This is a genomic window from Rhizobium sp. BK399, from assembly GCF_014194695.1.
In the GTDB taxonomy this organism is placed as follows: Bacteria; Pseudomonadota; Alphaproteobacteria; order Rhizobiales; family Rhizobiaceae; genus Rhizobium.
The window spans coordinates 50147-73003 of the sequence record NZ_JACIAH010000017.1 but is presented as its reverse complement, the minus strand read 5'-3'; the positions used below and the strand labels follow the sequence as shown (position 1 = coordinate 73003).

Sequence of the window (22857 nt, the reverse complement as noted above, 5' to 3'; positions counted from 1 at the left end):
CCTGGTTACTTTCCGGCTTGTGAAGTGGCGGCGCGTGTCCAAACGCGCCGCCCATTCAACCAATCAAAGCGAGGCTTCGATTTTTTTCGCAGCGTCTTCCGACACCCACTTTGTCCAGATGTCCTTGTTTTCCTTCAGGAAGTGCTTGGCGCCGTCCTCCCCGCTCGCCTGATTGTCGGTCATCCAGGCCATGAGCTTGTTGACCGTATCATTGCTCCACGAACGCTTCTCGAGGTAGGACATCACATCAGGTCCCGCCTTTTCGGAGAAGGGCTTTGCAACCAGCGTGACAATCGTGTCGACCGGCCAAGCGTTCGGCTTCGGATCGCCGCAGTCTGCAACGGTGTTGCAGCGTTTCCACTCGGCGGCATCGGCTGGAACACCGGCGTCGAGCTTCACCATTTCGTACTTGCCAAGCAACGCAGTCGGGGCCCAGTAATAGCCGACCCAACCCTGCTTGCGCTCGTAGGCCTTTGCGATCGAGCCATCGAGACCGGCACCAGAACCGGTGTCGACAAGCTTGAAGCCTGCTTTTTCAGCATCAAACGCCTTGTAGAGCTGAGAGGTGACCACTGTGCCGCCCCAGCCCTGCGGTCCGTTGTAAATTGCTCCCTTCGACGCATCCTCGGCGTCCGGGAACAGTTCCGGGTGCTTCAGCATGTCGGGGATCGTCTTCAGATCCGGATGGGCGTCTGCCAGATATTTCGGGATCCACCAACCCTGAATGCCGCCATCGGGAAGTGGCGAGCCGACCTTGACGATGCGCCCTTCATCCGTGCCCTTCTTCACGACATCCGGAAGAAGATCGATCCAGGCTTCGGGAGCAATGTCTGGCTCGCCTTTTTCGGCCATTGAGGTGATGGTCGGAACGGTGTCGCCAACGGTGATTTCTGCGCTGCAACCATATCCCTCGTTCAGGATGATCTTATCGAGGTTCGACAGAACTTCCGCGCTCTGCCAATTCATGCTCGCGATCGTAACGCTGCCACAGTCCGCCGCATTTGCGTAGGAGGCCGCTCCCAGCAGCCCGAATACCATGCACGTAGAAGCCAATAACTTGTTCATTATCGTTCCCTTTTTTAGCGGCGTTTATCTTTGGGCGGGGCGCCGCGAACCCACCTCAACGGTCGTTAGGAAGCGTCTCCCATACTCACCGATTTCCTGAAGGCTGCGGCCAGTCCATTGAACACAGCCTGGTCGAATCCTGATGCTCGCATCTCGTCGATGCCAGCAGCGGTCACCCCGCGGTATTCTAGAAAGCGGCTGACGATTTCGGTCGGACAGTCCTGCCGTCGTTCCAGCAGGCGCCCCGTGCCAATCAGCATCGTCAGGACGGCTCTTCGAGCAACATCCGCTGGCAAACCTTGATCAATCGCATGCCCCATCATGGCTGCGGCAAGAAGCGCAGGGAAAGCCGGTCCGGTGCCCGACATGCCCGTGAGGTAGTCAAGGTCGCTCTCGCTTTTCATTTCATCTTCGACGCCGCACGCGCCAAAGATTTTGCGCACGAGGCTGCGATCAACGGCATCGACGCCAGCTGAGGCGATCCAGGGCGTATAGGATAGGGAGACTTCGGCAGCGGCATTGGGGAGGGCTCGGACAACCCGTTCGGTCGCATGCCGTTCTGAAAGCGCGCAGAGGGGGATGCCGGCCATGACCGAAATCAGAAGTTTCCCTCGCATTGTGACAGGGACGGAGCCCCAGTCCTGCGGACGTACCGACAGGATCAAGACATCCGAGCTGTCCGCGAGACGTTGATTGTCTTGTGTCCAGTGCGACGCGGAAAAGCGATCTGGCTGCGAGCGGCGATAAGACAGTGTCAGATCATCGGGATCGGCGAGGCCGGCGGCTAGGATCGCTTCTGCGATGGAACCGCCAAGCCATCCGGCGCCGCCAATGATCCCGATCCTAACCTTTCCGCTCATCTCGTTCCCTAGCCTGGTTTGTAGCCGTGTCTGGCGAAGAACCGGTCAAGCTCTCGCTGCTGAGGGACTTCGCCCGTGTAGATCGCGATGTATTCAGGGATGCGCTTCATGCGCAGTGCGATGCTTTCGTTTGACTGCATCGAGATATAGCCAATCTGCACAAGGTAGGTCGTCCGGGCGCGAACATCAGCGCTGATTTCGGAATGCCCAAAGCGTTTGAACATGATGGCAAGCGCATCCATCCGTGCTCGATCCGCCTCTTGGACCTCCCGCAGGATCTCGTCGGACTGTAATGCCCAGCTGCGCACGGCAAACTCGAACTTGCTGTCGAACAGTCGGCTGTCCAGCCAGCAGTCGAAGACATTCAGCATCGCTTCCGCCAGGGTTTCCGCATAGGCTTCGGACTGCTTTACGATCGACCCTGTATTCTTGTCGCGCCAGCGAGCAACCAGTCCGGCCAAAAGTTCTTCACGATCCTTGAAGAACCAGTAAAAGCTCGTGCGAGACAGGTTGAGCTTCTTTGCCAGAGGCAGGATCTTCACGGAATCAATGCCAGACTCCAGCAGGACGTCATAGGCTGCCTCGAGCCATCCCTCCTGCGATCCACGCCAGCCACTGTCGCTCAAACTCTGGTCCATGAGCAACTCCTAGCAAATGGTTAAGGTCAACACAATTAAAATGTACATTACTGTCAATAAAATTTAACCCTCATGTTTTCAATGTTGACACATATGTACATTCCACCTAGCGTCCTGACCGATTGCTAATTCGGAGCACGACAGATGTCGAACGATCCCCTCCTGCAGCCGTACCAACTCAAGCACCTCAGACTGCGCAATCGCATCATCGTGACATCCCATGAGCCAGCCTATCCAGAGGATGGCATGCCGAAAGAGCGCTACCGGGCCTATACGGTCGAACGCGCCAAGGGTGGCGTTGCGATGACAATGACGGCCGGCTCTGCAGCCGTGTCCAAGGACAGCCCGCCTGTCTTCAACAATCTTCTGGCATACAAGGACGAGATCGTACCCTGGGTGAGGGAGATGACGGACGCCGTCCACGAGCAGGGTGCTGCGATCATGATCCAGCTCACCCACCTTGGCAGGCGAACGCGTTGGGATAAGGGGGACTGGCTCCCGGTCGTTGCCCCATCCCATCATCGTGAAGCCGCGCATCGGGCATTTCCGAAGAAGCTTGAAGATTGGGATATCGAGCGCATCATCAAGGACTTTGCCGACGCCGCCGAGCGCATGAAGGCTGGCGGCATGGATGGCGTGGAGCTCGAGGCCTACGGCCATCTGATCGATCAGTTCGCATCGCCGCTGACCAACGAACTCGATGGCCCGTACGGAGGGTCACTCGAAAACCGCATGCGCTTCTGTCTCGACGTCTTCAGGGCGATGCGAGAAAGGGTCGGGAACGAATTTATCCTCGGCGTCCGCTACACCGCTGACGAACGCCTTCCCGGCGGCACTGGCAAGGAGGAAGGTCTTGAAATCTCCCGCAGACTTCGCGACAGCGGCCTCATCGACTACCTGAACGTCATTCGCGGGCATATCGATACTGATCCGGGTCTGACTGACGTCATTCCGATCCAGGGAATGGCCAACTCGCCCCATCTCGACTTCGCCGGCGAAATCAGGGCGGCAACAAACTTTCCGACCTTCCATGCGGCAAAGATCCCGGATGTTGCCACGGCGCGTTACGCCATTGCGGCCGGGAAGGTCGACATGGTCGGCATGACACGCGCGCACATGACAGATCCCCATATCGTCCGCAAGATCATCGAGAAACGGGAAGAAGACATCCGGCCGTGCGTTGGTGCCAACTACTGTCTGGACCGGATCTACCAGGGTGGCATGGCGTTCTGCATCCACAACGCGGCAACCGGACGCGAGCAAACGATGCCCCACGTGATCCCGAAGACCGATGTCCCCAGGAAAGTGGTGGTAGTCGGCGCAGGGCCGGCTGGTCTCGAAGCGGCTCGCGTCGCCGCCGAGCGCGGTCACGAGGTCGTCGTATTTGAAGCGGCAAGCAATCCGGGTGGGCAGATCCGGCTGACTGCCCAGAGCGAACGCCGCCGCGAGATGATCAGCATCATCGATTGGCGCATGGCCCAGTGCGAAAAACTCGGTGTCACTTTCCATTTCAATACGTGGGCAGAGACAGACACGATCACGGCGGAGAAACCCGACGTCGTCATCATCGCGACAGGCGGCCTGCCTCACACCGAGGTTCTGACCAGGGGCAACGATCTTGTCGTGTCGTCCTGGGATATCATTTCCGGAGATGTGAAGCCCGGCACGAATGTCCTCGTCTTCGACGATGCCGGAGACCACGCTGGTCTCCAGGCCGCCGAATTCCTGGCCAAGGCGGGCGCGAAGGTCGAGATCATGACGCCCGATCGTTCTTTCGCCCCCGAGGTCATGGCCATGAACCTCGTCCCTTACATGCGATCTCTTCAGAAGCTGGACGTGACCTTCACAGTTACATTCCGCCTCGAATCCGCTGAAAGGAAGGGAAACCAGATTGTCGCCATGGTCGGCAGCGATTACGGCGGTGTGTCGAAACAGCGCATCGTCGACCAGATTGTCGTCAACCACGGGACGATCCCGCTCGATCAGCTCTACTTCGACCTCAAGCCGCTTTCGAGCAATCTCGGAGAGACCTCCTATGACGAGCTCCTGGAAGGCAAGCCGCAGTCGGTGGTCCGCAATAGGGAAGGACTTTTCCAGCTCTTCCGGATCGGCGACGCGGTGGCGGCGCGCAATACCCATGCGGCCATCTACGATGGCCTGCGCATAGCAAAGGATCTGTAGACCAAGAATGCGACTTGTCGAATCTTTCGGTACCGCAGGGAAGACAAGCGATGGCTCGTTTCCAAACTCTAACGAACAGGTGCATTCATGAAAATTCTCGTCCCCGTGAAACGGGTGGTTGATTACAACGTGAAGATCCGCGTGAAGCCGGACGGCACAGGCGTCGAGCTTTCGAATGTGAAGATGTCGATGAACCCGTTCGACGAGATCTCGGTGGAGGAGGCGTTGCGGCTGAAGGAAGCCGGCAAGGCCGAGGAAGTCGTTGTCGTGTCGATCGGTCCTGCCAAGTCTGAAGAGACGCTGCGCACCGCACTCGCCATGGGCGCGGACCGGGCGATCCTGGTCGAGACCGACGATGCCGTCGAGCCACTCGCCGTTGCCAAGATCCTGAAGGGCGTCGCCGACGCCGAACAGCCGGGCCTCATCATCGTTGGCAAGCAGGCGATCGACGACGACTCCAACCAGACCGGCCAGATGCTGGCGGCACTGCTTGGCACCGCGCAGGCAACCTTCGCCTCGAAGATCGAAATCGGTGATGGCAAGGCAACCGTGACGCGGGAAGTCGACGGCGGCCTGCAGACCATCGACGTCAAGCTCCCGGCCGTCGTCACCACTGATCTCCGCCTCAACGAGCCACGCTACGCTTCGCTGCCGAACATCATGAAGGCGAAGAAGAAGCCGCTCGACAAGAAAAGCCCCGCCGATTTCGGCGTCTCCACCGCGCCGCGCCTGAAGGTCTTGAAGACCGAAGAGCCGTCCGGCCGCAAGGCGGGCGTCAAGGTCAAGTCGGTCGCCGAGCTGGTCGAGAAGCTGAAGACCGAAGCCGGCGTCCTCTAGGGTTCGAGAAAGGGAGACATATCCATGGCCATTCTTCTTCTGGCTGATCACGACGGCAGCCACCTTTCCGACCAGACCGCCAAGGCGCTGACGGCAGCAACTATGATTGCCAAGGAGCAGGGTAGCGACGTCACCGTGCTCGTCGCCGGCAAGGGCGCCAAACCAGCGGCCAATGCGGCTGCCGGGCTCTCCGGTGTCTCCAAGGTGCTGCTCGCCGAAAGCGACGCGCTTGCCAACAATCTGGCCGAGCCGCTCGGCGAACTGATCGTTTCACTCGCGGCAAGCTATGATACGATCATTGCCGCCGCCACCTCGACCGGCAAGAACGTCATGCCGCGCGTTGCCGCCCTGCTCGACGTCGCCCAGGTCTCGGAGATCATCGAAGTGGTCTCGGCGGACACATTCAAGCGGCCGATCTATGCCGGCAACGCCATCCAGACGGTGAAGGCGACCGACGCCAGGAAGGTCATCACCGTGCGCACCGCTTCGTTCTCCCAGGCCGGTCCCCAAGGCCCAACTGCTGCCGTCGAGGAGATCTCGACGGCAGCCCTTTCTTCTCGTCTCTCGACCTTCGTCAAGGAGGCGCTGTCGGCCTCCGAGCGTCCGGAACTGACCTCGGCGAAGATCATCATCTCGGGTGGCCGGGCGCTGGGCTCGGCCGAGAAGTTCAAGGAAGTCATCCTGCCGGTCGCCGACAAGCTCGGGGCCGCCGTCGGCGCCTCGCGCGCCGCCGTCGATGCCGGCTACGCCCCGAACGACTGGCAGGTCGGGCAGACCGGCAAGGTCGTGGCACCTGACCTTTACATCGCCTGCGGCATATCAGGCGCCATCCAGCATCTCGCCGGCATGAAGGATTCGAAGGTCATCGTCGCCATCAACAAGGACGAGGAGGCGCCAATCTTCCAGGTCGCCGACTACGGTCTCGTCGGCGATCTCTTCGAGGTGTTGCCGGAGGTAGAGCGGTCCGCCTGACCGCTTCGAAAAGCCCGAGAGCGGCCGAGCGTACCGATCGCAGTCAGTTGGTGGGCTGCTCTGCTGGCACAGGTAAAGTCCGATTTGCGGGCGGCAAATCTAGCGACGGCGGAATATGCTGGTCGACCACTCCCATCTGTTGTGTCGCGACCACTCGTCGTAAATGGCCAAGGCGATAAGGCGGCCGGCTCGGACATAGGGTCTCTTGACAGCTGACTGTCCACTCACTCGCTTACGCGGACAATCAACTTGCCAAAGTTTCGACCCTTCAGAAGGCCTATGAATGCCCTTGGCGCATTCTCCAGGCCATCCACGATATCTTCACGATATTTCAGGCGGCCTTCGGCAATCCATTTTGATGCCTCTTGGTAGAATTCCGGTCGCTGGTCGGCAAATTCGCGCTGAATGAAGCCACGAATGGTCAGGCTCTTGCGAAGGATTGTCCGCATGACGTCAGTCAGCCGATCCGGTCGTGCAGAAACCTCGCCGTTGTAGTGTGCAATCAGGCCGCAAACGGGTACGCGGGCGAAATCGTTGAGGAGGGGAAATACCGCATCCCAGATCGGGCCGCCAACGTTCTCGAAATAGACATCAATGCCATTGGAACAGCTGGCGGCGAGCGCGTCAGCAAAATCCGCCTTGGTGTGGTCGATAACAGCATCGAAACCAAGTTCGTCGAGAACGAATGTGCATTTCTCCTTGCCGCCTGCAATCCCAACGGCGCGCGCGCCATTGATCTTGGCTATCTGCCCGACGGCGGATCCGACTGCCCCGCTGGCCGCCGCCACGACAACGGTTTCCCCGGCCATCGGCTTGCCGATATTGCGAAGACCGGCGTAGGCCGTAAAGCCCGGCATGCCCAGAACCCCAAGAGCTGTGGATATGGGCGCACTCTCAGGGTTGAGCTTCCTTAAGCCGTCGCCATTTGCCACTGCATAGCTTTGCCAACCGGAATGAGAGAGTACGATCTCACCAGGCGTGTAGCTGCGATTCCGGCTTTTCAATATGCGCGCGACCGTTCCACCTTCCATGACGTCGCCAATGGCTACGGGAGCGGCGTACGACTTGGCGGCATCCATCCGACCCCGCATATATGGGTCGAGCGACAGGTACAGGACCTGAAGCAGGATCTCTCCTTCGGCAATCTCGGGCACCGGCCGCCGATCAATCCTGAAATTCGCTTCGGTCGGCTCGCCAACAGGGCGTGAGGCCAACGTTACCCGAAAATTCGTAAGGCTGTCGGTCAACATTTGCTCCTCTTCGAGGCGCGCCCGTGAGCTCATGGATGGGCGCGCTGTTTCGCCCGAAAGGCGTCGCCGACACCTGTGATACTCGTTCCCACGCCTGTTGGTCAATGTACACGGGTTTCGGCAGAAACGTCCTTCCTCCAAGCGTCCAGTTTTGTGTTACGACCTTGGCCGGACGTGGCAAGCGGACGGACCTGGCTGCTCGTTCAATCCACCGCTCTGGGCGCCTCTTATCTCGATTTTGCGCCCCTGACAGTTGCTGCCTGCATGGTGTTGCTGCGTCCACAGAAGGGATGGTTGGCCGCTCACAGCCTTTCACAGAGGAGGCACGCATCGATCGGGATTGGCAGCCCTAACACCGTTCCCATTGCAGCGGGGTCCAAGCACCAATATTTGGCTGAGAACCTAGGACCTGCAAAAATTCATTGGCAATATATTTGCAGCAAATCGGCGATCGAAGCGGAAGGGGTATGCAAATGCATGAAGAACGCCCACCGTTCCCTCCTTGCATCATCGAAAGTGCCGTTTTGAAGGTGAGGGGTGCCGAAGACGCATGGAACACCTGCGATCCCCATAAGGTCTCGCTCGCGTATACCGAGGACAGCCAATGGCGCAATCGCGCCGAGTTTGTCACCGGTCGCGAAGCAATCGTTGGCTTCCTCACGCGCAAGTGGGCGCGCGAACTGGAATTCCGACTTATTAAGGAACTATGGTCGGCTCACGAAAACCGGATAGCAGTGCGGTTCGCATACGAATGGCATGACGACTCGGGCAACTGGTTCAGATCCTATGGTAACGAAAATTGGGAATTTGCATCCAACGGCCTGATGCGACGCCGATACGCCTCCATCAACGATCTGCCGATCAAGGAACAGGAGCGCAAGTACAGGTGGGACCGTGGCGGCCCTCGACCGGTCGACCATCCTGGTCTTTCTGACCTCGGATTGTAGAGCTCGCGCCAGATTTTTCCCCGGGATGGGAGCGGATCGGATGCATGACCCAAGCCTTGCATCCAAGCACGCGGCCCAAGCAGCGTGACGGCCAATGCAACTCAAGTCTCGAATGCATATCAATCGTGTGATGTAGCGCGATCATGCATTGCTTGATCTATGGGGACCCATGCGACAGGTCACCGACCACCACCGGCGCGGCGACGACGCCGTTCATGATAGAGGCCGAGAGGCGCGCGTGGCCCTTGTCCATTCCAGCAAGGAGCTCGATGGAAGCTTGAACTTTCTATCGCTTCCATGACCGAGGAGAACGTCGAGTAAAAAGCTCGGGCGGGGCCCGAGAAGTCTTCTGGCTCCGGCTTCACAATCATCGTCATAGTGATCGCGATGACTGCAGTCACAGGGTGCTCATGGCAGGCCGAAACCCTCTCCGGGTTAAGCCTCCTCAGGCTGTCCCCCTTGCCACTGCATACCTTGCCAACCGGAACGAGAAAACACGATATCGCGAGGCGCGTCTGTGATACGACGCATCTATTTTGAAACATTTGTGAGGAATCTGGTGGGCGATGAGAGACTCGAACTCCCGACATCCTCGGTGTAAACGAGGCGCTCTACCAACTGAGCTAATCGCCCTCGCGAGATCGGTCCGGTTCGGTCCGCCGCGTCGGTGGCCGTGATCTATGCGGATCATGGAGCTTGCCCCGGGTGCTGTCCTTGACGAGGTAGCGCTGAGCGAAGAATTCGGCTTGTCGCGCCCCCCGGTGCGAGAACTGATGCGCCAGATGGCTGGAGAAGGCTTCATCGAGCTGGAGGCAAACCGCGCTGCGCGAGTGAGCTCGATGAGCTACCAACTACAGGCAGGGAGACGCGGTCGGCAAATCCGCCAGCCGTCTGAAGGTCGGATTCGTGCTCGCTCGATCCTTTACGCTTTCAGCGTTTGCGCTCTTCGTCGATACGCTGAGGCCTGCGAGCGACGAGCACGACCGTTCGGGACGCGTGACCGCAAACTGGCAGGTGCTTGGAAGTACCAGGCATCTGATCACCTCCAGCTGCGGCGTGCAGGTGGCCCCGACCCCGGATTTCGTCGATCCGGCGAGTTTGATGACATTGTTGTTGTTGGGGGACTTCTGACAGCCATGGATCCGGTCGATCGCGACACGATCGCTTTCGCCAAGCGTGCGGATGCGGCCAGGATCCCGTTGATCGGTCTCTGCACCGACTCATTCATCCTTGCCGAGGCTGGATTGATGACGAAGCATGAGACATGCGTGAGCTGGCTGCACTACAAGGAATTTCGCGAACGCTTTCCCGATCTTGCCGTGCGATCGGATCGGATATTCAACCTGGATCGGCAACGCGGTTCCTGTGCCGGCGGAAGCAGCGCCGCCGATATCGCAGCCGTCCTCGTGCTCCGGTATATCAGTCGCGAGGCCGAGAGAAATGCCCTGGAAGTCCTGCAGATCGAAAAGGCGCGTTCCGCCGGCGACATCCAGCCCGGCGCCCTTTGCACGATGACTATGAAGACAAGTGCGTGAAAGCCGCGATGATCATGATGGAACAGCACATCGAGGGTGGGATGACGATCCCGAGGCTCGCAGCCTCGGTTCGTTTGTCACGGCGACAACTTGAGCGATTGTTTCTGATCAAGGCTGGAAGTCTCCCGCACAGGCTTACACACGCGTGCGCATGGAGAGGGCGCGGGCGCTATTGGTGCAATCGAAGACGTCGCTGATCGAAATTGCTCTTGACGTCGGCTACGAGAATGCCTCTCACTTCACGCGCACGTTCAAGCGCATCTTTGGCCAGACACCGACACAGGTTCGGGCCTCTGCAATGGGGATTCAATGGATGCGCAAGGTCGGAACGATCCGTGAGCTGTGGCGATATCCAGTCAGTTCAACTACGGGCGAACAGATCGAACAATGTAGGCTTACGGCGACTGGCCTTGTCGGTGATCGTCAGTTTGCCCTGGTCGATGCGGCGACGGGTGTGGTCGCATATCCCGAGCGTGAAAAGCGCTGGCAAAGAGCGGTCTTTGTCAAGTCGCGGACCGCGTCGGATGGTGATGTGGAAGTCCAAGTGCCCGGCCACAACTGGTTTCCTATCACTGCGCCGCGGCTGCTGGAGGCGCTCACGAGCTTCTTTGAATTCGAGGTGGCGGTCAGACCATATGAGAGAACGGGGTCCGCGTCCGGCGACGCTTTATTTGCGGCTGACCGGTACGAGGTATCACCCTTGCATCTTCTGACAAGCGCTTCGGTCGACCATCTGAAGGAGATCCACCCCAGTGGAAATCCTGACCGACGTAGGTTCCGACCCAACATTTATCTGGAGGCTGAGGCCGATCTTTCCGGGTTTGCCGAACTGCACTGGATCGACGCGCCTGTTCGTCTTGGAAATGTCGCCGCGACGGTAATCGCGCCAACCAAACGATGCGGTTTTACGATCATCGCTCAGGATGGTCTGGAAAACGATCCCGACATTCTCCGGAACGTGATGAAATTTGGGAACCGCAATATGGGGGTCTATTGCCGACCGGATGAGCCAGGGGCAATCCGTCTTGGCGATGCGGTTTTCGTCTAGTTTCAAACTTGTCGCAGGTCTGAGAAAATTCACCTCTGATTTGGCCTCTATGCGGCGGATGTGGGCAGGAACGAAGTCAATGGCCACTCGTTAATCTGCGAGAGACGCAGAGGAGACCAAAATGGGTATCGAGGAAGCCAAGACCGAAAAAGGTAGAGACTCCGCACGCGGATTGCGGAAGAACGCCGCCAAGGAAGAGAAAAAAGTTGAAGCTCAGAAAGGGTCGGATCTGGCAAAAGGTGCCGATCGCTTCGAAGAGCGTTCCAAGAGTTCCGACGGCAAGAGCGCAGCGACCAAGCAAAGACTCTGAAACGGTACCTCACGGCGATCTCCGCGATTGGGGAGCATGTCATACGCTGTTGGCAATCGTAGGCCATTCGTTGAGCTGCGATGAACGTTCGGTGCGACCCCTCAACGGTCGAGGTCGACGGCACAACGGCACCGCGTTCTGATGTCCGAAAATTGGCGGGCTTTGCCGCACGAACGGCTGGGCTATCGAAGCTTCGCTTCGCGAGACGACGAAAGGCCCTCGTCGAGCAACACACCGCAATGACTGGATTTTCGGAACTTACCCGCAGTGCAGGAATTATGGGACCGACTTCGATTTCCGGACTCGAAGTCTTGGACCTGCGGCAAAACAAGGAGCGCTCCATGAACAGGAATTTGACAGCCCTTTTGGGCGTATTGGCTGTGGCTGGGTACCAGAACAGGGACAAAATCCAGGAAATTCTGCGAAAGCTTGTCGACAGCGGGCAAGGAACCGCGGGACAACCTGCCGGAGGCACCGAGGCGAGCGGCGCTGATAACGGATTGGGGGGACTGCTGGGCGGCTTGTTCAGGCCGGGTGGTGTTGGAGATTTGTTGAAGGGCGGCTCGGTTGGATCAGTCGTGAGCGATGGGCTTGGCAGTCTGCTTGATCAATTTTCGAAGAATGGCAAGGGAGAGGTGGCGGGCTCCTGGGTCAATCAAGGTCCAAATCAGCCGATCGATCACCCGGAGCTGGTGCAGGCGCTGGGCCCGGAGCTACTGGCAGAGTTGCAACGAAAGACCGGACTGGACCGCGACGAGATTATCTCACGGCTATCGAAATCTCTTCCGGAAGCTGTCGATAGCCTAACACCTGACGGAACGGTTCCGGCAAACGCCTGACGTCACGCCGTACGGTGAGCTGCAGCCACTGACCGCCGGCAATGCCGAAGGCGCTGATTTCGCCATTGAGGCATTTCGTGCAGGATTGGTCTCGTCTGATTTGGTAGGAGCCGGTCACGAAGAGACGGGAACGCGATGCGACGAAGATTGAATCATAGCGCGATGCCTGCGGTCGGCTACGTTGAGCCGTGGAGCGTGCGCGCAGGAGGCTGGGTAGCGTGTCATGTTTCCTGTGCCGACCCAACGGCGCAGGCCACGGTCGTGACAATTGACCGGGATAAGAACGAGCACCTGAATTGGACAGTCAGGAAGGCATCTCGGTCTTTTGAGGTAAAAGCATACGACCTCGGCTCCTGGGTCGAAATTCCGATGTTCGATGTCGGTCAGGATTTCGTCCTTGATGTCGAGATTCTGTTCACCTCCAATGATGTCGTGAAGCCCGTCATCACTTGGCCGGGCTTCTTGCTGACCATCGATCGTGATGGACGGTTACAGGCCAATGGCACGGACGTCGCGACGATCGCCAATGAGACCTGGTACGGTCTATCCCTCTCGTTCCATGCCGGGGAACTGTGTTTAAGGCTTTCGCCCCATCACGGTGGAAGGGAAGTGGAGAGCAGGACATCTGGCCTGCCAAAACCAGCCACCATCCATATTGGCGCCGAGGCCTCACACGCGCAACTGACGCTCAACGCACGCATCGGGAGGATCAGTCTTAAGACCGCATCCGGTAAATTGCGTTGGTGCTTCCCGGTTCGTGGCCCTGTCGAGAGCCTCAAGCCTATGGATGGTGGCGGGCCAGACCTTCGCATTTGCAATGCTCCGACTTTTGCGGTTGCCTCACCTCGATTTACCGGCGAGATTCACGACCCGCGTGTCGACGCCGATCATTTTGACGCGATCCATCTGCACGATGACGACTTTGCCGGCTTCGACTGGGCAGCCGATCTCGTCATATCGGTGCCGGCGGACGCACGACCGGGCGTCTATGCCGTCGCAATAGAGACGGACCGAGGGGTTGAGCAGCTTCCATTCTTTGTTCGCCCGCAAGCTCCTACGTCATCGGTTGCCGTGCTCCTGCCGACCGCCACCTATCTCGCATACGCGGATGAACAGCTGCCGCCGGACCGGTATCCGTGGCATGGCAGCGATCGTTCCCACCTTTTCGCAATCGACAACAATTTCCTGAGCCTTTACGACGTCCACAGCGACATGAGCGGGGTCAGCCTCACAAGCAGTCGGCGGCCTCGCGCCACCCTTCGCGCAGACTATCACTATCCCCTCTCGAACTCGCCGCATCTCCTTCCGGTCGATTTGCAGCTTCTGAAATTTCTCGGCCGCCATGGAATTGATGTCGACATCCTGACTGACCATGATCTCGATGACGAAGGAAGAGCAGCCATCACGCCTTATCGACTGCTTTTGACAGGCAGTCATCCGGAATACTGGTCATCGGCCATGATGACTGGGCTGAAGGAATATCTCAGTTCCGGCGGTAGCCTTGCTTACCTCGGTGGAAACGGATTTTATTGGGTCGTAGCGTTCCAGGGCGACAAAATGGAGCTGCGGCGCGGGAAGAACGACATCTGGTCGGGCAGACCGGGCGAAATCCATCTCGCAATGACCGGCGAGCCCGGTGGAAACTGGGAGGATCGCGGCCTTCATCATCCGCAAGCTCTTGTCGGCGTCACCTACGTGATCATGAGCTTCGGCAAGTCTCGACCCTATCGGCGGCTCGAGGAAAGCCACTATGGCAACTATGCGTGGCTCTTTGACGGCGTTTTATCCAATACCTTCGGAGCCGAAGGCGGCGTGCTTGGAGGTGCTGCCGGCTACGAGATCGATGCGGTCATCCGCTCGGAGGAGACACCAAAGAATCTCGTTCGCCTCGCCGTTGCGGATGGCTTTGACGAGAGCTTCCAGGTGCGGCCCGATCTTTGGGTCGCAGGCGGCGAAGCCGAGCGAACTGCCCTTCGGCGGGCAGACATGACGATCTATCAGCATGAAGGCGGGGGCGTTGTCTTTTCGACGGGCTCCGTGGCCTGGATCGGTGCGCTGCCAAACCCGTCGCAGGATAACGACGTCGGACGCATCATGCTGAACTTGATGGGAAGGTTTGGTTGTGAATAGTGACGAAGGAGGCCGATGCCGCGAGCCGGCCTCCGTGGGGTTCAATGTTCCAGTTCGCCCTGGGAGCCCGCACGGATGGCAGCGAGCACTTCCTTTTGGAGCGCGATGAATTCCGTCGTTGAAATCATCTCCTGATTTCGGGGGCGTCCAAGCCCGACGTTGAAGGTCGTACTGATGCGCCCGGGATTGATGCTCATCGCAAGAATGCGATCGGAGAGGTAGACGGCCTCTTCGACATCATGGGTAACGAAGAGAACGGTCAGCCGGTGTTCCTCCCAGATCTGGGTTAGAAGCTCCTGCATCTGGTGACGGGTCAGTGCGTCAAGCGCGCCAAATGGCTCATCCATCAACAGCATTTTCGGACGGTAGGAGAGGGCACGCGCGATGGCGACGCGTTGTTTCATCCCGCCCGAGAGTTGCGAGGGAAAAGCATCGGCGAACTTGTCCAGCTTGACCAGCTCGATGTGATGGCGAGCGACATCCCGGCATTCGGCGGAACTCATCCCGGCCGCCTGCAGGGCGAATTCGACGTTCTGCTGCGCCGTCAACCATGGCAGGAGCGTATAGGATTGAAAGACGACCCCACGATCGAGCCCCGGGCCAACAATCGGAGCGCCATCCGTCAGAAGGACGCCATTATCAAATCCCTGCAGGCCCGCGACGATGGAAAGAAGCGTGCTCTTGCCGCACCCGGACGCGCCAACCAGGGAGACGAATTCGTTGTCGGCAAGTTCAAGCTCGATATCGCTTAAGGCATGAACGCGGGATTTCCTGCCGCTGTACCACTTGTTGAGGCCCTCGATCTTGAGTTTGGGTTCGCTCATGTCAATGCCTCGAGGAATAGCGGAAGAAGACGCGCTCGAGCGCTTTCATGCTCTGGTCGGTGATCAGGCCGAGCAAGCCAAGCAGCAGAATGTAACCGATGATGGTCTGTGTCTGAAAATATCGTTGCGAGACGACAATGCGATAGCCAAGCCCGGATGTGGCGGCGACAAGTTCGGCAAGGACAAGCCAGGTCCAGGCCCAGCCCAGGCTGATGCGCAGGGTATCCCAGATCCCGGGAAGGGCGGATGGCAGGACGATGCGGCGCAGGATTCTGGTTTCCGACATTCCAAGCGTGCGGCCAAGCCCGACGAAGTCGGTTGGAACGCGTTTGACGCTGTCCATGACCATCAGCACCTGCTGGAAGAAGGTTCCGATCCAGATGATGACGAATTTCTGGATGTCACCGGTTCCGGCCCAAAGAATGGTAAGGGGCACAAAGGCAACGACCGGCATGTAGCGAACGAAATCGACGAAAGGCTCGATGGCCGCTTCCCATGTCTTGAAACAACCGATCATGATCCCGATCGGAATTGCCATGGCTGAGGCCAGAAGAAATCCGACCAGCATGCGATAGATGCTGATGCCCGCGTCGGTCCAAAGAGTGCCATCGACGGCGAGTTCGACCATCTTGGCCCAGACCGCTGTCGGAGAGGGCAGGAAGATAGGCTTCACCCAACCGGTGCCGGTCGTGATCCACCAGATGGCAAAGAGCAGGACGAAGACGGCAAGAGCGATCATGAAGAAGGCCCGGCCGCCGATCGGATCGCCGATCCGGAACGCGCTTGGCGGCCGGCCGACGCCCGCGCGCGATTGCGCGCGGGATCTTTCCTTGGATGTCGAGGGCATTTTGGAGCTAGACATTACGGTTCCGTTGGCAGAGGTCACTTGTTCGCGGCGTCAACGAACGAGGTGTCGATCATGCTGTCAGCGGAAACGTCCTGTGTGAGAAGGCCGGCCTGTTTGGCTGCCTTCAGAACATCGGCGAAGGTCTTGCTCTTGAAGTCACCGGCAAAGGCCTTCGAAGCCTCCGCGGAGGTGTAGTACTGAACGCCGTCGAAGGCGGTCTTCAGATCATCCGGCGAGGCACCAACGGCCTTTGCAATGATGGCGCGGTCCTCTTCCGTATTGGCCTTGTAGTCGGCAAGTGCCGCATCCCAGGCCTTGATCATCGCCAGCACCTGTCCCGGCCTTTCCTTCAGCACTTCCTCGCGAACGACGAGGACGTCGGAGACGAGACCCGGGTCCTTGCCTGCTTCAAACAGGAGCTGGATGTTCTTGTCCTGGGCAAGTGCGGTCGAAATGTAAGGCTCGTAGGTTACTGCAACGGGAACCTGTCCTGCGATCAATGCGGTTCCGGCGTCGGCTGCTGGCATCGGCACGCGTTCTATGTCCTTGATGGTCATGCCGTTGCTGGCAAGGGCGTAGTTCAGGAGGATATCGCTGGTCGTGCCTTCCTCGAAGGCAATCTTCTTGCCCTTGAGGTCAGCAACGCTCTTGACGTCGCTGCCGGCGAGGATGGCATCGGCCTTCAGGCTGAAATCAAGCAGGGAGACGATCTTTACCGGAAGACCGGCAGCGACCATGCCCATGGCGGTGTGGGTGGCGATGTTGGCGGCATCAAGCTGACCACTTGCGAGCGCGGCGTTGATGTCTTTGTCCTCGGTGAAGTTGACCAGCTCGACGTTCTCGAGATTGGCTTTCTTGAACAGGTCCTTGCTTGCCGCCACGTGCCACTGGCCATAACCGAGCCATGGCTCGATCCCGATCTTGAAGGTGCCAGCCTCCGGCTTTGCCGGGATGTCCTGTGCGACAACCGGACTGAAGGCGAGCGCACCGACGATCCCGAGTGCCAGCGCTCCGCGGTAAACGTGCCTGCTGATGATAGCGTAGTTCATTTCAAACCCCTCTTTCTCTCGTTGTTAGCGTTGCATCTTTTCAAGTTTCACGCCCGAACATCAAGGCGGAATAGCGGGTGTGATGGCAGTGCTTTTCGATTTGGCATACATTTTAATGTCGCCCTGTCGCTACCCGGTAAGGCTGATGTCTTTCCATTCAGCGCCTCCACGCCACGACCTACCCTAACCAGTCATTTTGCTGGTGGCAGGTATCGGCTCCCGAGCGCATAGCGGCTGCCGACATAGGTGAAGGTATTGACTGTAGCGACGGTCGGTCCGGTCCAAGTCTTCCGGTTGAGGACCAGGCAACTGTCACGTTCACGGATATGCAGAAGCTTTGCGTCCCGTTCCGTCGCGGGAATGGCGCTGATCAGATGCTCGACCTCGGTCAGTGGCGTACTGTGCTGTAGGTAATCGTAGGTCGCACCAGACGTAAAATCCTGATCGAGATAGTATTTCACAAGTGCCGGATTGACGTATCGTTCCTCCAGTTGAACAGGAACGTCATTCTCCCAATGAACGATGAGGGAATGGTCGACCGGTCGGAGCTCTGTGAATTCAAATGCCCCGAGCAGCATTTCATCCGGCTTCTCGATTCTCTCCAGGACGATGACCTCTGCCCGATGTCGACTTCCCCGGTCCTTTATCTCGCTGACGATGTTGCTGATCTCGATCAGGGTGGATTGGGCTCTCGGAGGCGAAACAAAGGTGCCGACTCCCTGGACGCGCCTGAGGTAGCCCTTGTCGGTCAGTTCTCTCAATGCGCGGTGGACAGTCATCCTGGACACTCCGAGCGAGGATACCAGATCGTGCTCGGACGGGAGCCTCCCGTTCTGTGGCCAGTTGCCGTTACCGATGTTGTCGAGGACGAAGTCCTTGACCTTCTCGTAGAGTGGCAGCGCGGTATTTGAGAGACCGGTCAATATTTAAGCTCCGTCTCACGCCTTGCGTGTCTTGATCAATCGGCGATGCGAATAATGGTTTTCAGCTTGGTTGCCCGCCCTTCGCTCAATTGGCGATATGCATCGGGAATGTCGTCGAGCGAGGGCCGGACGTCGATGAATTCCAGAAGTGAAGACTGAAGCTCGGGCAAGAGGGCGATGGCATCGCCAAGCTCACTCTCGAAGGCGTGACATCCGACAAGGGCAATCTCGCGCTCGACCAGGGTGTTCGGGTCGAGATCGATCTTCCCGTGGCTGATGCCGACGAGAGCAAAGGTGCCGCCTCCATCGAGGATCTCGATACCCTGTTCGATCGCCTTGGTGTTTCCGGTGGCATCGAATGCGTAACGAAGGGAGGCGCCGTCAAGACCGTCTCTTGTCTTTACCTTGTCGAGCGGAACCGCGGCTCCGCCGCAGATCCTGGCGACCATGTTTGCGCGGTCCACGTTCATGTCCGCAAAGAGCAGCTTTCCGTCATGAAGACGCGACAGAAGCAGGCCGCAAAGGCAGCCAATCGAGCCGCAGCCGATGACTATGACCGCTTCGCCAACGCGGGGGGAGAGCCGACGGACGGCATGAAGGGCCACGGCAAGAGGTTCGGCCATGGCGGCAATGGCAGGGACGAGTGACGGATCGTGCTTCCTGACAAGCCTTGCAGGCAACTGGCTCTGCTCGGCAAAACCGCCATCGCAGACCTCACCGACAAACCCGAGCCGCTCGCAGACATTGGTCCATCCGGCTCTGCAGGCATTGCATTCACCGCAATAGTATCGGGAGTCGGCGACGACCAGGTCGCCCACGGCAAGCCCTTCGACACCCTCTCCAATCGCCGATATCCGTCCACAGAACTCATGCCCGGCGGTCGACGGACGCCTGCTGATCCATTGCCCCGTCCGGAAATTATGAAGGTCCGAGCCGCAGATCCCTGCTGCACGAACATCGATCGTTACGGAGCCCGCCGGTGGAGGGCCGGGACTTTCGATTTCCTCGACCCGAAGATCGAGCGCATCGTGCAGGCGAACGGCCTTCATCGCTTTAACCTCGCTTCGGGAGATAGTCATCACGGACGGCTGAAACGGCATGCGCGTGGGACGAGAACCCTTCGTATTCGGCAAGCTTATGGGCGCGCTTGGCAAACTCGGGATAGGCAGAGGCCGTCACATAGCCGATCGAACTGCGTTTCACGAAGTCGGTCACAGAGAGCGGACCGAATGTCCGCGCCCAGCGACTCGTCGGAAGCACCGCGTTCGGCCCGAGGCAGAAGTTCGCGATGCTGACGGGCGTATGAGGTCCCATGAGGATTTCCGCCGCCTCGGTGATGTGTCCAAGATGGGCAAAGGGATCCTGCGAGAGAATCTCAAGGTGCTCGGGCGCATAGGCATTGACGAAATCATAGCTCTCCTCAATCGACGAGGTGAGGATGATACCGCCGCATCTGCCTGAAAGGACGGCACTGGAAAATTCTACGCGTTGCTTGGTCATGCGGGCCCAGTGCTCTGGGAGGGCGCCAAGCGCCTCCTCGGCAACCCTGCGGCTATGGGTGACGAGATAGGCGGAGGAGTCGGGGCCGTGCTCGGCCTCGATCAGGAGGTCGAGTGCCGCCAGGCCTCCATGAACGGTGTCGTCAGCGAAGATGATCGCTTCGGAAGGGCCGGCCGGAAGCCCGGTGTCGATGATGCCGGCGAGGCTCCGCTTGGCGGCAACCACCCATGGACTTCCCGGTCCGACGATTTTGAGCGCGGGTTTGATCGTCTCCGTGCCGTAGGCGACAGCGGCGACAGCCTGCGCCCCGCCGACCTTGTAGACCGTCCTGACGCCGGCGAGACGTGCTGCGACAAGCGTTGCGGCATCCACGCTGCCGTCAGGTGCTGGTGGCGTGACGATCGCGAGTTCTGGAACACCTGCTACAACCGCCGGGACGGAGGTCATCATGGTAACGGATGGAAACGACCCCTTGCCGCGTGGGACATAAAGCGCGACCGACTTGATCGGTGTGAAGCGGTCGCCCGCGAAGGCCCCAGGCTTGATCTCCTTCAGCCACATGGCCTCAGGCTTTTGTTCCTCGTGAAAATGGCGGATGTTCTCGATGCCGAAGGTGATTGCCTCGATCACATCTTCACTGACTGCCGTGAAGGCCGTATCGAACTCCGCCTCCGTGACCTTGATGGTTTCTTCCGTGACATTTGCCTTGTCGAGGTCACGTCCGAAGCGGGCAATGGCGCGATCACCCTCCGTTCGCACGGCTTCCAAGATCGGCGCAACCTTTTCGATGAAGGCCGAGATATCGGTCTCGGACCGGCGCAGAAGAGCGACTTTCTCGCCAGCACCAAGTTTCGAATAGTCGTGGAAGGTGACGTCAGTCATTTGCATGGGCCCTTGGTTCTAGACCGCGCAAGCGGCCTTTTGCCACGACAAGGTCGTGGCCGACAAAAACTGGATGCGGCCGGCAGGAGCGCAACGCAACGGGTGCCTCCAGCAGGATTTCTGATCACGCGAGGACGCCGGACTTGAGCCCGGCAGATTCCCAGGAAGTCGACGACTTCGTTGCCGTTATTGTCTATAGTTGTCTATACAGCATGTGTAATGGTGAACCCGTCGCTGTCAAGGGCAAGGACCGCGTTTGGCAGCCTCAGATGGACGCCAGAAAACCGCCATCAATGGCAATACATTGCCCGGTGACATAGGCAGAGGCTTCGCTCGCAAGAAAGACCACGGCACCGCCAATATCGGAAGGTTCACCGAACCTCTTCTGCGGGATCTTGTCGAGCATCCGCTCCGACCAGTTTCCGTCCTGGTAGAAGCCTTCCGTCATTGCTGTGCGGAAGTAACCGGGAGCGATCGCATTTACGCGGATGCCAAGCGGGGCCCATTCGGCCGAGAGCGCACGTGTCATGCCGAGAAGCCCAGACTTCGAAGAGCCGTAGGGCACGGCTGTGGGAATGCCGACATATGAGGTGAGAGAGCAGAGGTTGATGATGCTTCCACCGGTGGCCCGACTGGACATCCGCCGTGCTGTGGCCTGCGACCAGAAGAAGGCACCCTTTAGGTTCGTTCCGATAATCTTGTCCCAGATCGCTTCATCGACATCGAGCGAGGGAGCCACCTGCTCGCAACCGGCATTGTTGACGAGGATATCGATCCCGCTTGCAATCGTATCAAACCGGTTCAACGTTTCGTCGATGGAGGAGACGTCGGTGACATCCTGGGCGCTGGTCAGGCATGTCCTGCCAAGGGCTTCGATTTTCTGTTTCGTCTCATCAAGCGACGTTTCGTCGCGAGCGGTAACACAGAGACTTGCCCCGGCTTGCGCAAGGGAAAGTGCGATCCATTGGCCAAGGCCACGGCTGGCACCGGTTACCACTGCAACCCGTCCGGTCAGGTCGAACATGTTTTGGGGCATGGGATCCTCTTGCTATTGAAACCTATGTCGTCGCCGGAAGCATATTTATGCGCAAAAGACCAGTCTTCCTACGACACTGATCGAGGCCTGCGTAAGCGATGGCCATGGTTGTCGACGGACGAACGGTCTTCAGTCTCGTGCTGCTTGTACCTCGACCGATGGACTTCAGGGATTTATCTGCGGGCATGGGTTCGCATCGGAAAGAGCTGATGGCATGCATTGGTGCGGGGGGACGTTCAAGAGCGGTCATTTGCAGTCTCTGGGCGCGGCCCGCTTGTTGGAACGATTACCCTTTGATGTCGTTCGCCTTCTTCCAACAGAAGAGGAAGTGCTATGACAACCATTGTATTTGTGCACGGCATGTTTCAGAATCCGAAAAGTTGGACGAGATGGGTAGAATACTTCTCCCGTCATGGTTTTGAGTGCGTTGTTCCTGCCTGGCCATTGCACGATGGTGATCCGGCGGAGCTGCGTGAAAGTCCTCCTCAAGGACTTGGCGAACTCAGTCTTGATGACGTCGTCGCGACAATGCAAAGGGTTGTTGGCAACTACGATCGCCCCGTCATGATCGGCCACTCTGTCGGCGGACTTGTCACGCAACTCCTTGTCGCGAAAGGACTCTTATCCGCCGGCGTGGCGATCTCTTCTGTCGCTCCCAATCGTATGCTCGAATTCGACTGGGGCTTCATCAAGAACGCAGCAATCATAGCGAACCCTCTCAAGGGGGATGAACCTGTTTTCATGGATGCCAAGACGTTCCACCGGTCATTTGCGAATTCGCTGTCCAAAGCAGACGCGGCGCTTGCCTTCGAGGAAACTGCGACACACGATAGCCGCAACGTGCTGCGCGACTGCATGGGAGGGGCCGGTCGCATCGATCTGGAATGTCCGCATTCGCCATTGCTGTTGATCGGCGGCGAGAGAGATGAAATCATTCCGTCCGAGCTGAACGAAAAGAACTACAAGGCATACAAGGACGTGGGCAGCGTGACCGATTTCCTGACCTATCCCGGACGCAGCCACTTCATTTGCAACGAGCCGGGTTGGGAAGAGGTGGCGGGCTTCGTCTACCAGTGGGTCGAACGGAATACGGCGGGGAGGCCGGCGATCTAGCCCAACAGCATCCCATCCCATAGCGCTTCGCGGCGGGCAAAAACATCCTGTCTAAAAGTTTGCGAGTGCTT

20 protein-coding genes, 1 tRNA gene and 1 pseudogene are annotated in these 22857 nt (G+C 58.6%); 10 read left to right on the top strand and 12 right to left on the bottom strand.

Annotation, left to right across the window (positions count from 1 at the left end; translation table 11 throughout):
- Positions 1-63 precede the first annotated feature (63 nt).
- The 3 genes from FHT97_RS25590 to FHT97_RS25580 form a co-directional block, all read right to left on the bottom strand.
- Positions 64-1065, bottom strand: a complete 1002-nt coding sequence (locus FHT97_RS25590) for an ABC transporter substrate-binding protein (protein WP_183864655.1) — start codon at positions 1063-1065, stop codon at positions 64-66.
- 65 nt (positions 1066-1130) lie between these two features.
- A complete protein-coding gene (locus FHT97_RS25585; RefSeq protein ID WP_183864654.1) occupies positions 1131-1925 on the bottom strand; it encodes a pyrroline-5-carboxylate reductase dimerization domain-containing protein in 795 nt (264 codons plus the stop codon).
- Positions 1926-1933: 8 nt separating this feature from the next.
- Entirely contained in the window at positions 1934-2563 is a 630-nt protein-coding gene (locus tag FHT97_RS25580; RefSeq protein ID WP_183864653.1) for a TetR/AcrR family transcriptional regulator, read from the bottom strand.
- Positions 2564-2707: 144 nt separating this feature from the next.
- Between FHT97_RS25580 and FHT97_RS25575 the strand changes: the two genes are divergently transcribed.
- The 3 genes from FHT97_RS25575 (at position 2708) to FHT97_RS25565 (ending at position 6553) form a co-directional block, all read left to right on the top strand.
- Positions 2708-4744 carry an NADH:flavin oxidoreductase gene (locus FHT97_RS25575; protein WP_183758021.1) on the top strand — a complete coding sequence of 679 codons (2037 nt, stop codon included), beginning with the start codon at positions 2708-2710 and terminating at the stop codon, positions 4742-4744.
- An 87-nt stretch (positions 4745-4831) separates the two neighbouring features.
- The gene (locus FHT97_RS25570; RefSeq protein WP_183758019.1) at positions 4832-5581 is read left to right on the top strand and encodes an electron transfer flavoprotein subunit beta/FixA family protein; all 750 of its coding nucleotides are present in this window, start codon (positions 4832-4834) and stop codon (positions 5579-5581) included.
- 24 nt (positions 5582-5605) lie between these two features.
- On the top strand, positions 5606-6553 hold the full coding sequence (locus tag FHT97_RS25565) for an electron transfer flavoprotein subunit alpha/FixB family protein (RefSeq protein ID WP_183864652.1): 948 nt from the start codon (positions 5606-5608) through the stop codon (positions 6551-6553).
- 224 nt (positions 6554-6777) lie between these two features.
- Here the strand turns inward: FHT97_RS25565 and FHT97_RS25560 are convergent, their stop codons facing one another.
- The gene (locus FHT97_RS25560; protein WP_183758015.1) at positions 6778-7803 is read right to left on the bottom strand and encodes an NADP-dependent oxidoreductase; all 1026 of its coding nucleotides are present in this window, start codon (positions 7801-7803) and stop codon (positions 6778-6780) included.
- A 473-nt stretch (positions 7804-8276) separates the two neighbouring features.
- Between FHT97_RS25560 and FHT97_RS25555 the strand changes: the two genes are divergently transcribed.
- Positions 8277-8750, top strand: a complete 474-nt coding sequence (locus FHT97_RS25555; protein ID WP_183758013.1) for a nuclear transport factor 2 family protein — start codon at positions 8277-8279, stop codon at positions 8748-8750.
- A gap of 557 nt (positions 8751-9307) precedes the next feature.
- On the opposite strand, the gene FHT97_RS25550 is transcribed toward FHT97_RS25555, so the two are convergent.
- Positions 9308-9383, bottom strand: a tRNA-Val gene (locus FHT97_RS25550).
- 258 nt (positions 9384-9641) lie between these two features.
- On the opposite strand from FHT97_RS25550, the pseudogene FHT97_RS25540 reads away from it, so the two are divergent.
- From FHT97_RS25540 to FHT97_RS25520, 5 genes and pseudogenes are all read left to right on the top strand, one after another.
- Positions 9642-10583 (top strand): annotated as a pseudogene (locus FHT97_RS25540) (helix-turn-helix domain-containing protein); the annotation flags it as partial.
- On the top strand, positions 10584-11333 hold the full coding sequence (locus FHT97_RS31100; RefSeq protein ID WP_348649646.1) for an MOSC N-terminal beta barrel domain-containing protein: 750 nt from the start codon (positions 10584-10586) through the stop codon (positions 11331-11333).
- Between the two features lie 121 nt (positions 11334-11454).
- Positions 11455-11643, top strand: a complete 189-nt coding sequence (locus FHT97_RS25530; protein WP_183758011.1) for a hypothetical protein — start codon at positions 11455-11457, stop codon at positions 11641-11643.
- A 239-nt stretch (positions 11644-11882) separates the two neighbouring features.
- Entirely contained in the window at positions 11883-12482 is a 600-nt protein-coding gene (locus FHT97_RS25525; protein WP_246712772.1) for a YidB family protein, read from the top strand.
- A gap of 369 nt (positions 12483-12851) precedes the next feature.
- The gene (locus FHT97_RS25520) at positions 12852-14612 is read left to right on the top strand and encodes a N,N-dimethylformamidase beta subunit family domain-containing protein (RefSeq protein ID WP_246712771.1); all 1761 of its coding nucleotides are present in this window, start codon (positions 12852-12854) and stop codon (positions 14610-14612) included.
- Between the two features lie 41 nt (positions 14613-14653).
- Here the strand turns inward: FHT97_RS25520 and FHT97_RS25515 are convergent, their stop codons facing one another.
- From FHT97_RS25515 to FHT97_RS25485, 7 genes are all read right to left on the bottom strand, one after another.
- Positions 14654-15436 carry an ABC transporter ATP-binding protein gene (locus FHT97_RS25515; protein ID WP_183758007.1) on the bottom strand — a complete coding sequence of 261 codons (783 nt, stop codon included), beginning with the start codon at positions 15434-15436 and terminating at the stop codon, positions 14654-14656.
- 1 nt (position 15437) lies between these two features.
- Complete coding sequence (locus FHT97_RS25510; protein WP_183864651.1) at positions 15438-16298, bottom strand: ABC transporter permease; 861 nt, start codon at positions 16296-16298, stop codon at positions 15438-15440.
- A 20-nt stretch (positions 16299-16318) separates the two neighbouring features.
- Positions 16319-17332, bottom strand: a complete 1014-nt coding sequence (locus FHT97_RS25505) for an ABC transporter substrate-binding protein (RefSeq protein ID WP_183864650.1) — start codon at positions 17330-17332, stop codon at positions 16319-16321.
- A gap of 191 nt (positions 17333-17523) precedes the next feature.
- Positions 17524-18255 carry a histidine utilization repressor gene (hutC, locus tag FHT97_RS25500; protein ID WP_183758001.1) on the bottom strand — a complete coding sequence of 244 codons (732 nt, stop codon included), beginning with the start codon at positions 18253-18255 and terminating at the stop codon, positions 17524-17526.
- Between the two features lie 35 nt (positions 18256-18290).
- Positions 18291-19304, bottom strand: coding sequence for an alcohol dehydrogenase catalytic domain-containing protein (locus tag FHT97_RS25495; protein ID WP_183864649.1), 1014 nt, complete (start codon positions 19302-19304; stop codon positions 18291-18293).
- 4 nt (positions 19305-19308) lie between these two features.
- Positions 19309-20637: a histidinol dehydrogenase gene (hisD, locus tag FHT97_RS25490; protein ID WP_183757997.1), complete on the bottom strand. Its 1329-nt coding sequence runs from the start codon at positions 20635-20637 to the stop codon at positions 19309-19311.
- 265 nt (positions 20638-20902) lie between these two features.
- Entirely contained in the window at positions 20903-21673 is a 771-nt protein-coding gene (locus FHT97_RS25485; protein ID WP_183757995.1) for a glucose 1-dehydrogenase, read from the bottom strand.
- 333 nt (positions 21674-22006) lie between these two features.
- Here FHT97_RS25485 and FHT97_RS25480 point away from each other — a divergent pair, with 333 nt between their 5' ends.
- Entirely contained in the window at positions 22007-22786 is a 780-nt protein-coding gene (locus tag FHT97_RS25480) for an alpha/beta hydrolase (RefSeq protein WP_183864648.1), read from the top strand.
- Positions 22787-22857 lie beyond the last annotated feature (71 nt).